The 11,813-nt window shown below is 41.4% G+C and carries 12 protein-coding genes; 3 read left to right on the forward strand and 9 right to left on the reverse strand.

Annotated elements, in window-relative coordinates:
* Positions 1 to 299: 299 nt before the first annotated feature.
* Positions 300 to 770 (forward strand): hypothetical protein, encoded by a 471-nt coding sequence (locus tag F607_RS30875; protein WP_051311699.1) that lies wholly within the window; start codon positions 300 to 302, stop codon positions 768 to 770.
* Positions 771 to 794: 24 nt separating this feature from the next.
* Positions 795 to 1,184 carry a hypothetical protein gene (locus F607_RS30880; RefSeq protein ID WP_211233683.1) on the forward strand — a complete coding sequence of 130 codons (390 nt, stop codon included), beginning with the start codon at positions 795 to 797 and terminating at the stop codon, positions 1,182 to 1,184.
* Positions 1,185 to 1,401: 217 nt separating this feature from the next.
* On the opposite strand, the gene F607_RS30885 is transcribed toward F607_RS30880, so the two are convergent.
* The 9 genes from F607_RS30885 to F607_RS0120895 all read right to left on the reverse strand — a co-directional run bounded on the left by F607_RS30885 (position 1,402) and on the right by F607_RS0120895 (position 11,338).
* A complete protein-coding gene (locus F607_RS30885; protein WP_051311700.1) occupies positions 1,402 to 1,896 on the reverse strand; it encodes a cupredoxin domain-containing protein in 495 nt (164 codons plus the stop codon).
* Between the two features lie 35 nt (positions 1,897 to 1,931).
* Entirely contained in the window at positions 1,932 to 5,108 is a 3,177-nt protein-coding gene (locus F607_RS30890) for an efflux RND transporter permease subunit (protein ID WP_084611358.1), read from the reverse strand.
* Positions 5,105 to 6,742, reverse strand: a complete 1,638-nt coding sequence (locus tag F607_RS30895; protein ID WP_051311701.1) for an efflux RND transporter periplasmic adaptor subunit — start codon at positions 6,740 to 6,742, stop codon at positions 5,105 to 5,107. The genes F607_RS30890 and F607_RS30895 overlap by 4 nt, the downstream gene beginning before the upstream one ends.
* A 60-nt stretch (positions 6,743 to 6,802) precedes the next feature.
* Complete coding sequence (locus F607_RS30900; RefSeq protein WP_051311702.1) at positions 6,803 to 8,164, reverse strand: TolC family protein; 1,362 nt, start codon at positions 8,162 to 8,164, stop codon at positions 6,803 to 6,805.
* Complete coding sequence (locus F607_RS35660; RefSeq protein WP_051311703.1) at positions 8,164 to 8,721, reverse strand: DUF411 domain-containing protein; 558 nt, start codon at positions 8,719 to 8,721, stop codon at positions 8,164 to 8,166. The genes F607_RS30900 and F607_RS35660 overlap by 1 nt, the downstream gene beginning before the upstream one ends.
* Positions 8,722 to 8,978: 257 nt before the next feature.
* Positions 8,979 to 9,500: a hypothetical protein gene (locus F607_RS0120880; RefSeq protein WP_027709629.1), complete on the reverse strand. Its 522-nt coding sequence runs from the start codon at positions 9,498 to 9,500 to the stop codon at positions 8,979 to 8,981.
* A gap of 209 nt (positions 9,501 to 9,709) precedes the next feature.
* A complete protein-coding gene (locus tag F607_RS0120885; protein WP_211233684.1) occupies positions 9,710 to 10,237 on the reverse strand; it encodes a glutathione peroxidase in 528 nt (175 codons plus the stop codon).
* Positions 10,238 to 10,258: 21 nt separating this feature from the next.
* Complete coding sequence (locus F607_RS0120890; RefSeq protein ID WP_038291964.1) at positions 10,259 to 10,642, reverse strand: amidohydrolase family protein; 384 nt, start codon at positions 10,640 to 10,642, stop codon at positions 10,259 to 10,261.
* 87 nt (positions 10,643 to 10,729) lie between these two features.
* On the reverse strand, positions 10,730 to 11,338 hold the full coding sequence (locus F607_RS0120895) for a hypothetical protein (RefSeq protein ID WP_027709632.1): 609 nt from the start codon (positions 11,336 to 11,338) through the stop codon (positions 10,730 to 10,732).
* A 289-nt stretch (positions 11,339 to 11,627) separates the two neighbouring features.
* On the opposite strand from F607_RS0120895, the gene F607_RS0120900 reads away from it, so the two are divergent.
* Positions 11,628 to 11,813: helix-turn-helix domain-containing protein (locus F607_RS0120900; protein WP_027709633.1), on the forward strand; the 186-nt coding region annotated here is incomplete at its 3' end.

Here is an 11,813-nt window from a genome sequence, read left to right on the forward strand (position 1 = left end):
AATGAGCAAGGTGGACTTTATTCACGAGTGATAGGCTTTGCACGTAATCAGTTGAAAGTAGGTATGATGAATATAGTTTATAACATGAGGCGGTTCGTGACATTAAGTAGGAAAAGTGCGCCTGCAATTTGAAAAAAGGAAGAACTATCTCTTTTTGTAAGATAGTAGTTAGCACTGTAGAGCCCATAAAACGTGAATTTTGGTGTCAAATAATAAACAATCGTATTTACCTTCTATAATTTAAGATCTTTCCTAAAAATATTGAAATTTTGGTAACATTTTTAGAGGTACCCGCTACATTGCATTCTAATCCTATTAATGATTTAGACCATACTGGGAATGGGCTAGCAGATGAGTTTAGGAAAAGTGTTTTCGATACGTATATTAATGGCAGTTTTAATATAATCCGATTAAGGTGGAAGAGAGGTTCCGGAAAGCATCCTGCTAGAATTGATGATAATTGGTCTAATGGCTATCAACAGGGTGCAATTACAACTGGCTGTTATATCAAATTAATCAGTGGTGATTTTGATACACGGAGTGTTATGAAGCCTATTATTAATTTTGAAAATGGCTGGAAACTTTATGGAATGAGACAGAGTATTGACAGCATTTATCATGCATTTCACTCAGAACACTCAAAACTTGCTTTATCAAGTAAACCTGGAGATTCGGGTGAAATGTTAATTTGTCTGTTTGGCTCTGTGAGTGGTTTTTTCCCTTATGAAGAACTTACTTGGGGAATATTTCCAGAGTTTGCACATGTTTAGTCTATTAAATATCAAAGGAAAAATATGGAAGTAAAAGGAAAAGATAATAATGAAGTTATCGCTGTATTAGGGGAAGTGTTCGATATTCATCAAGTGCAAGTTTATTTAAAGGCATGTGGTGTCGATGTGCCTGACAATCAAATTCTGTTGTCGTATTCTATCGAAGAAGCTACTGAAGGTCGGCGTCAAGCATATAGTCGTGAGTCTGATCCTTTATATTTGGAGTGGCAATATGATAAAACAAGCGAGAAAGAATTGACTTGGCGAAATAAAGTAGCGGAAATTAAAGCACGCTATCCATTTCCAGCTAAATCAGCAGTGGATACCTCATTGATAAATAGCAGTGATAAAAGAATGTCAAGGGGTAGTGGAGGAGGTATTTTAAACCGTATAAAATCAACTATAAAAAGATAATAAGTTTATCCTGGTTTATTGCTGATTACTTTTAATCATTATCAATCGTGTATCGTATAATAAAAAATGGACTGATTTCCAAAGAACTGTCTGCCGCATCCCTGCAGCAGACAAGCCTCCAGGGAAGGATTTACTGCATACTCATTGGAAGTCAGGTTGCTTTTGCTAGTAATGCATCTGTAACTATTTAATTATCGTAGTAGATATAATGGCAAAGCTACTTTCCGATTAGTGTCATTCGATGGTGCATACCTGCTTCATAATGCCCTGGGATATTACAGGCAAAAATCACCTCTTTTTCGCCATTAAATTGCCAGACGATTTCTTTAGTTTTACCAGGATCAACAGTAATGGTATTGCCATCTTCATGCCGCATATTGGGCATTTTACGCATCATTTTTTGATGTTCCTTGTGCTCATGCTGGTTGCCTATAGAAAACTCATGAGGTATTTTCCCGTCATTTTTTACAATAAAAAGTACCGTGTCGCCAGGTGCTATATTGAGTGCCTCCTGAAAATAAAACTTCATATTATCAGTCATTGTTACATGAATGGTTTTTGTCGCTTGTGTTTGTTCTGCAGGTTGGCCAACAGCACTAGCGGTTTTTTGATGATGGTGGTGTCCCGAACCACTGGCGAGAGCCAGTGGTGAAGATAAAAGGGCGATAAAAAATAGAGCGCTGGAAAGGAATCGTGAGAGATAATTGTCCATGATTATAACTCCGTTTGAGTTGCCGGTGTGTTTCTTTATTTGAGACTGCCGATGCTTTCAGAAAAAGGAGTAGCATGCTTTTTCTGTATAGCGACGTGTAGCTGATAGCGCTGCCATAAAAAATACACGGCAGGTAAAACCAATAGCGTTAAAAACACAGCACTTAACATACCGCCCACCATGGGGGCAGCAATACGACTCATGACTTCTGAACCAGTACCAGAACCATATAAAATAGGTAATAAGCCCAAGAAAATGGTGGCTGCAGTCATCATCACAGGACGTACCCGCATACCTGCACCATGTATGATTGCGTTTTTAAGCTCCACAACTGAGGGATAAGAGCCTTGCTGTTGTCTGTCTTGTAGTAGGGTTTTATAGGCTTGATTGAGGTAAACCAGCATAATTACGCCAATTTCAACAGCCACACCGGCTAATGCAATAAAGCCAACACCAACCGCCACAGAAAAATTATAGCCTTGCCAATACATTAACCAGATACTACCAACCATGGCAAAGGGAAGGGTGCCCATAATCATGAGGACTTCGGCCAGATTACGAAAATTCATAAATAGCAATACCACAATAATCGCGAGGGTGAGTGGTACCACATACATTAATTTAGCCTTAGCTCTCAGCATATATTCATACTGGCCTGACCAGCTGATGGAATAACCAGCGGGTAGCGTCAGTTTATCATTAACGGCTTGTTGGGCTTGTTGAACATAGGTACCGACATCCATATTATCGATATCAATAAATGTCCAACCGTTTAATCGGGCATTTTCACTTTTAATGCCGGGAGGGCCATCCTCGATAGTGATATTGGCGACATCACCTAACGATATACGTTGGCCCATAGGCGTCACAATGGGTAGTAATGCAAGCTGTTCTGGTGAGTTACGATAATCCTGTGGATAACGGATGTTGATAGGGTAACGCTCTAGGCGTTCAACAGTTTGTGAAACATTCATCCCACCAATCGCGGTAGCAACCACTTGTTGTATATCGGCAATATTTAAACCATAACGGGCTGCTTTTTCCCGTTGAATATCCACTTTAATATAACGTCCACCTGCAACACGCTCTGAGTAAGCCGAAGCCGTACCTGGTACCTCTTTTAAAATAGTTTCTAGCTGTTGGCCAATCGTTTGAATTTTCATAAGGTCAGGGCCAGCGATTTTAATACCGACGGGTGTTTTAATGCCGGTGGCCAACATATCAATACGGGTTTTGATGGGCATTACCCAGGCATTAGTGACACCAGGTAGTTTGACTAATTTATCCAGCGCTTTTTTCAACTTATCGGTTGTCATGCCAGGACGCCACTGATCATGTGGCTTAAGTTGGATAAAGGTTTCGATCATGGTTAGCGGTGCGGGATCTGTAGCGGTTTCTGCTCTGCCTACTTTACCGAATACGTTTTTTACCTCGGGTAAGGTTCGAATTAATTTATCGGTTTGTTGCAATAGTTCGCGCGCTTTACCAATAGATATGCCTGGATACGTGGTTGGCATATACATTAAATCACCTTCGTCGAGCGGTGGAATAAACTCACTACCAATTTTATCCAGTGGCCAAATGGCAAGCCCTAAGGTGATTAATGCGAGCAATAGCGTTATTTTTGGAAAGCGTAAAACCATTTTCAGACAGGGTAAATACAGTGCGGTTAATATACGATTAATAGGGTTTTTATGTTCAGCAATGACTTTACCTCGTATAAAATAGCCCATTAATACTGGCACCAAAGTAATCGCTAGCGCTGCTGCTGCAGCCATCGCATAGGTTTTAGTAAATGCGAGCGGTGAGAACATGCGGCCTTCTTGGGCTTCTAGGGTGAAGACAGGCACAAAACTTATGGTAATAATTAATAAGCTAAAAAAGAGTGCAGGGCCGACTTCACTGGCGGATTGAGCGACAATTTGCCAGCGATTTTGAGGGGTAAGTGGCGTGCGTTCCAAATGTTTATGCATGTTTTCAATCATGACAATAGCGCCATCAATCATTGCCCCAATCGCAATGGCAATACCGCCTAATGACATAATATTGGCATTAATACCCTGAGCATACATCACAATAAATGCGGTGAGAATACCTATGGGTAAACTGATAATAGCCACTAGCGATGAACGTACATGCAAAAGAAATACAACACATACCAGTGCGATAACAATGAATTCTTCCAGCAGTTTATGCCAAAGATTGTTAACAGCCCGTTCAATTAAACCCGAGCGGTCATAGACCGTTACTAATTCGACACCTTTTGGTAGTCCCTGTTTCAGTTGTTGCAATTTTGCTTTAACGCTATCAATTACATGTTGTGCATTTTCACCAAAGCGCATAACAACGACACCACCTACGGTTTCTCCTTCACCGTCTAGCTCGGCAATGCCTCGTCGCATTTGAGGACCTAAATTAATATCCGCCACATCTTTTAAGAGAAGAGGAATACCATTTTGGTTAACACCGAGCGGGATATTGCTTAAGTCTTGCAGGTTCTGAATATAACCGGAGGCACGCACCATATATTCAGCCTCAGCCATCTCAACGACGGAAGCACCCACTTCCTGATTGCTTTGCTTAATGGCTTGTTGAATGTGAGCAAGGGGAATGCCAAACGCACGGAGCTTGTCAGGGTTTACCTTTACCTGGTACTGCTTAACCATGCCACCAATAGTTGCTACTTCGGATACACCTGGGATGGTTTGTAATTCATATTTTAAAAACCAATCCTGAATACTGCGTAGTTGGCTAATATCATGCTGACCGGTTTTATCCACCAAAGCATAAAGGTAAACCCAGCCAACTCCAGTGGCATCAGGGCCAAGTTGAGGGCGTGCTGTGGTGGGCAGTGAAGGCGCTACTTGACTGAGGTACTCCAAAACACGGCTACGGGCCCAGTATAAATCGGTATCTTCATCAAAAATGACGTACACATAGGAGTCACCAAAAAATGAGTAGCCGCGTACTGTGACAGCGCCAGGCACCGATAACATAGCAGTAGTAAGCGGATAAGTGACTTGATCTTCGACCACTTGAGGAGCCTGTCCAGGATAACTGGTTTTTATAATCACCTGCACATCCGACAGGTCAGGTATGGCATCAACAGGCGTATTTTTAAGCGAATAAAAACCAATACCCATTAAGATAAACGTTGCCAGCAAAACAAAAAAGCGATTATGAACCGACCAGTGAATAATGGCTTTAATCATGGTGTTTCTCCTGGTTGTCCATGCTTATGCACTTCACTATGGTCGCTGTGTTGTTGCTCGCTGGTTTTTTCTGATGTTTGTTGCGGGGTGTTGGGAATGTGTACTTGGGTTATTTGGTAATGGTTATTACTGGCTTTTTGCACTTCAATATGAACAGTTAATCCTGGAGATAACTGATTAATATTAATATTGTCTGCCAACATAAAGTCCATCGTCATGACAGGCCATTGCCACTCTGGAATAGCCTGGTGTGTGACATTTATTTTTCGGGTGTCAGGCATTATTTTATGCACTTCTGCTTCAACCCAAGCACTTGATGGTTTTTTTTCTGTTTTGGGTTCCACACTCTGCTCAGTATAGTGTTCATGTTGTGCTGTGTTTTGAGATGTTTGATCCGTTGAACTCATCCGTTGAAAGTCAGAGTTTTTGCTGGATTCAGAATCCAGTAAAAACTGAGCCGATGTGACAATACTGTCACCTTCCTTTAAGCCATTTATGACCTCAACATAGTGTTCATTCATTTTACCCATGGTGATCGCAATGGATTTGAACTGGCCATCACCTAAAGCCAGTACCACTCGATCTTGCCGCCCAGTACGAATGACGGCTTCACGGGGGACAAGTAGCCGCTGCTCTGTGCTATCGGCGTGAATAATCACCTGTGCAAACATATTGGGTTTAAGTACTTTATTTGGGTTAGCAAAACGCAGGCGTACTTTTACGGTGCGGGTTTTGGCATCCAGTGTTGGGTAAATATAATCCACCTTGCCTTGCCAGGTTTTTCCGGGCAGATAATCCAAGGTCATTGTCACGGCCATATCAGGCTTAACTAACGCTGCCTGGCGTTCAAAAACTTCTGCTTCAACCCAGACTTCTTTGAGAGAGCCTATAGCCATCAAGGTCATGCCTGGTTTAACAAAGAAACCTTCACGAATATTCAAGTTATCTACGACGCCACTTTGGGGCGCAAAGAACGTGACAGTTTGCTGTACTTGTCGGGTTTTTCGTAATTTTTCTATGGTGACAGTGGGTAGTTGCAGTGCTTTTAAGCGGTCAATGGCCGCATTAATAAGTTGTTGGTTATTACGTTGTAGAGCCAATAAAAATTCTTCTTGTGCATTGACGAGAGCGGGTGAATAAATAGCGTATAATGGATCACCTTTTTTCACAGTATTGCCTTGTGCTTTTACATAAAGGGTTTCTATCCAGCCTTCTACGCGTGGGTGAATATGAATTAATCGGTCTTGGTTATACTGAATATAACCTACGGTAGTAATGCTTGCTGTTAAAACTTGCCTGGTGACCTTTGCAGTTCTTACCCCTAAATTATTAACGACATTCGGCGCTATTTTTATAGTGCCTGGGCCTGCGTCTTGATCTGATTGATCTTCTTTATAAACGGGAATTAAATCCATACCCATGGGGGATTTACCGGGTTTATCTCGACGGTAATTGGGGTCCATAGGGGCTACCCAGTATAACGGTTTTTTTTCGTCACTTGTCGTATTACTGTTAGCTTGTTTTGATGATTTATCAGTATTTAATGTGATAATTTTGTAACCTGACAAGCCGAGTAATATGCCCAGAATAATGCCCGTTATCAGCGTACCTTTATGACGCAGAAACGTTGTCATTGATGTTTCTCCTACTCAGAAAACAGTATCATTTTTACTGCTTCTTTTATGGCTTAAAATTTATTTTGTGATGAGAAAATAATTCAATTGTGCGATGGTTTTCTGTTTTGCAACATTAATGGCCAGTGCGTCAATTTCTGCATTAAGCTCAGCAATGCGTGCGCGAACGACTTCAGCAAAATCGCCTTCATCATTGGTATAAGCTGTCAAAGCGGTTTCAGCCTGTTGATACATTTGTGGTAAAAGCTGTGACTGGTATAACGATAAGCGTTGATCTAATCGTTTGAGCTGTACTTTTGCTGTTTCAAATCGCGCCATCATATTCCTTAGCAATAACCACTTTTCGGTTTTAATAGCTTCCGCTTGAGATGCTGCGGCTTGCACCTCTTTATCTTGTCGGTTTGTGGTAAACAGGGGTAAGTCGAAGGTTACGCCTACTGAAAAAAAGTCAGCACGATCATTACTGTTGGGGTCATCATCTCGGTAACTGTAGCTGGCATTCACACCCCATTCGGGCTTGTATTTTTGTTCAGCAAGTTTTATTTCAGTCTGGTTAGCTTGTATTTGCTGATCCAATGCTTTTACTGCAGGATGTTGCATAAAATACTTGGCGAGTGTTTGTGGTGTGGAATTTTTTGTAAAAACCAGTTGTCGTTTAAGAAGATGAAGGTTAGGCAGTTTTCGGCTGAGAGTTAGTCTATTGACTGAATAGCTTGAAACCATAGTAGGGGATGCGATGCGCCCCTTTATGTTGCTTGGTTTTATTTCGCTGATAAAGGCATCACTTGTCCACTCCGATAATGCCTGTAATCGCATTTCCTGTTGTTGCTTCAGGTTTGTTAAGCGATCATCCAGCCGTGTTAGCTCTAACTGAGCACGAACAATATCCTGCTGACGGGACTTACCCATGGCTGAAGCATAACTGGCCTGAGCTACACCAGATAACTGCTCAAATAAGCCCCGATTACGATTAATAAGGGCAATACTTTCCTGGGCAAGGTATGCATCCAACCATAACTGACTTACAGCCACGGCCACTTTGGCTTTACGATCTTGTCGCAGGAAAGGGTGTTGTTGACTTTGCAGTTTAAGTTGCTGTTGTTTGAGTTGCAGACTGTCGCCACGAGGAAACATTTGGGCTACACCTACTTTAAATTGCGTCATTGGCTCCTGATCAAAGTCAAAGGTGTCAGTAGGCAGGTTTGCCAAGCCCACTGACATTTTTGGGTCAGGTAAGGTGCCTGCAGCGATTTGCTTGGCCATGGTAGCCTCTTGGATATGCTGGCTTTTAGTGAGCCAGGGATCATTTTGCTGTGCCAGGCGAAGCGCTTGCGACAGGGTAAGTGGTGAGCCGTAACTGATACCGGAAGCCAGGCTGAGGAAAACCCCTGCCGTTATGGTTAAGAGTGCTTGGGAGGTCATTAGTATTGATCCTCCAGTGTTTGCACCTGAGCATAAGTGGTGGTTGAGCCATCTTCTTTAATTAAAAACACTTCATAAGGTAAAAACTCATTACCATATTCCATGCCTGGACTACCCACCGGCATTGCAGGGACAGCTAAACCCGTTGCATGAGTAGGAGGATTTTCTAGAAACTGCTTGATGAATTTAGCAGGGATATGACCTTCAAATGCATAAGTTTTGTTGTTTTTGGGGGACGTCAATACGGCTGTATGACATGAACGGTGAGTTGAGGGTATGTTGTATTGGGTTTTGATCGCTAATAGGTCATCAAGGTGTTCAGCCTGTGTTTTAATACCCTGCTCATTCAGGTGTTTCATCCATTTTTTGCAGCATCCACAACTTGGATTTTTGTAGATGGTGAGCTGAAGGCCATTATTAGAGGCTTGAGTCTGACCTGCATTGACTTGGGGACTTTGCGGACGATTGGATTCAGTCTCAGCAACGGCAAAGCCAGAAATAAAAGGAAAGAAAAAAATAATGTAAGCAAAAAAACGAAATAGTTTAAGAGTGAGCATAATGACAAAAACCTATTTAACTAACCGTTATATAACAGTCACTGATATTCAGTTGTTCACAGGGCTATTGCGGCAGAATTGAATAACGAATTACTCGTTATTGCTCACAAAGCTGATATTCATTAACAACAGCAATCGTTGCTTTTAAACCTATCTGCTTAAGCTGCTTAGCAAAATCTGTACTGTGAACCTGGAAATTGGTTTGTTCGCGAAGTCCAAAGTGACACCACTAAGGATATGCGACCGATATAGACAGGTTAGCCAATAATGGGAGGTCGGTAGGGGATACTTGAAGGGTGTGAAGGTGTAAAGGTGCTATACAGACTAAGTTCCAACGTTTTTTCGGGTAAAGGTGCTGAGGATGTGGTTGTTGGTAATACAACAGATGATAAGCAATGACCACTGGAGCATGACCCACTTTGCTGGCACTTGCTTTGATATTGAGAAGAAGAGGATGCTTTGCAGCATGTGTGAGTGTTGCTATCCATTTGTTGGGTAGCAGCTGCTGTATCACTATGATGTTTAGTTCTGGGATGCTTAGTTTGATGCTCAGTCTTAACTTGCTGAAGCTGCATAGCGTGTGTCGTATCTGTTTCCACAGCAAATACTTTACTCTGACTTGCGAGTGTCAGTAGTAAAAGCATTATGAGTGAAAACAGTTTGAGATTCATTCCAAGTATTTTCTTGAGTGTTATGTAATAGACACTTAGTGGACCAATGTTGACTAGGATACCTTGCATTTCAAAAAGTTCAACTGCAACAGGTTTCAGTAGGCTCATACCTCTCTCTTACACCTCACTAGGAGGTGTATATATACCCAATACGAGTGCGGCCATCGAGTGACGAAGCCCCATGAGCCCATATTAATAGGTGATTGGGGTGGCAGTTAAATGCTCCTGCATAAACTGCATTTCCACCATCCTTGGTGGTCAAGAGTGAAGATAACAAAACCTAGAAATCATTCAAGCAGGGTATATTTTGTTATTAATCATAATAATTGATCTATGGCTTGTAGAAATGCATCACTATTTGGTTCTGTTGCGCTGGCAAAGGCTTTTACAGTAGCCCCATCAGCACTTACCAGGTATTTATAAAAATTCCACTTAGGAGGTGTAGCTTTTGTGGCTAAATATTTAAAAACAGAGTTGGCTTGATCTCCTGTGACTGATGAGGGGGACAGCATGGTAAAAGTGACACCATAGTTAACATAACAGACTTTCGCTGTTTTGGCCTCATTCTTGGCCTCTTGACGGAAGTCATTCGAAGGAAAACCGAGAATGACAAGCCCCTTATCTTTATACTGCTTATGAAGTGATTCTAATGCTTTAAATTGTGGAGTAAAACCACAGTGACTGGCTGTATTAACGATAAGAACGGGTTTTCCTGCGGTGACTTGACATAAGTTAACCCTGTCTTGTGAGTGTAATTTGCGAAGTGTTACGTTAAGATACTCTGGACATGACGCAAGTGCGGTTAAAGAATATAGCGTTAATAAAATTACCATAAAAAAGCGCATAATCATCACTCCTTTTAGATTTTATTTATAACGTTGATTTAGCTGAAAAAAACTTCGTTTATAGGCTTGTCCTTTAATAATAACCGTATCAATTGCATTATAGGCACTAATTGTTTCAAGAGGATTTTTATCTAATATAAGCAGGTTTGCGGTTTTACCCTCGGTGATTGAACCAATACTTTGGTCGAGGCCTAAGGCTCGAGCATTGTTAATGGTGGCAGAAGCTAAAATATCTTTGAGGGTCATGCCTGCCATTGCCATAGCTCGAAGTTCCAGATAACCATTTAACCCTGGAATACTGCCGTAACTTGGGGAAGAGGGGGTGTCGGAGCCAAATACAACTTGTCCATTAAGTTGATAAAAATACTGGAAGGCACGTTGACCTTGATTGTATATATTGTGCATTATATTCAGGACTTCAGGTATGGGAGTCCCTTTTGGTAGGTTGCTAAGTAACATGGTTTTAAACCAGTTAGCTTCAGGGGTTTTTAACTAGGCAATGTGTAGTTTGGGTAGCACATGGGTAAGTGCTTTATCATTCAGGAAGGTAGAGTCAAATAGATCCATATTAGAGCCAACAACTCGGAATGTTGGCATGATCGCTACTTTATTATTAACGGCATTCTCAAGTGTTGTTTTTATTTCTTGAGGAACACCAGACTGACCTTTAAATTCATCCCAATTCCACATCCCGTGTGCAATAATATTTACCCCAGAATTAATAATGGCTTTGTAGGCATTAATGGAGTTTGCATGCACAATAGAAGGTAAGTTGTGTTTTGCTGCTTCATGATTGATAGTTTGTTGTAGCTCATTTGAAGGAACAGGCCAAATTGATTTAGCAAAACCATCTTCGTGGTAACTCTTTACACAAATTCCACCTTCGTTGATTACACGTTTAATACTATTGCGGACATTATTTTGGATTGCAGAAAGTCCTGGTAAATGGGTTTTACTCTGTGGATTAAATAAAAGGTTTGGAAAAAGTGCAACTCGATTTTCTTTGGGTTGAAACAATGCAGGGTAGCCATTCTCCAGCATTAAGCTACTTCCACAGCTGTATATTTCAGGGCTGATAACGTGTTGTTTAAATGCTTCCACGCGGCCCGGATAAGCCCCTAAATCAACCAGTGTGGTGAATCCGTGTTAAAGGTAAGAGCGGGGCAGCTGGGTATTATATAATTTAACTATCTCGGGGTGTTTTTTCTCGTGTGTTAATTGCATACCAACAGTGTCACTGATATGGACATGACTGTCAATTAATCCTGGAATTAAGTACTTTCCCGAACCATCAATTATATTAATCGCGGTTTCGGATAATAAGTGCAATTGGCATAAGAGAAGCCAGCTGGTAGAGTTTGCGCTTCTCCCGACCAAGAGATAAAGCACTATGAACTACACTCAGCTGACTGAACATGAACGATACCAGATTTATTCGCTTTTAAAAGCAGGATTAAATCAAAAAGAAATTGCTGAGAATTTGGAACGAAATCCATCAACCATCTCTCGTGAATTGATGCGGAATAAAGGGCTTCGAGGATATCGCCCCAAACAGGCACAGCAACAGTCAGATGAC

It is taken from the genome of Zooshikella ganghwensis DSM 15267 (assembly GCF_000428585.1).
Classification (GTDB): domain Bacteria; phylum Pseudomonadota; class Gammaproteobacteria; order Pseudomonadales; family Zooshikellaceae; genus Zooshikella; species Zooshikella ganghwensis.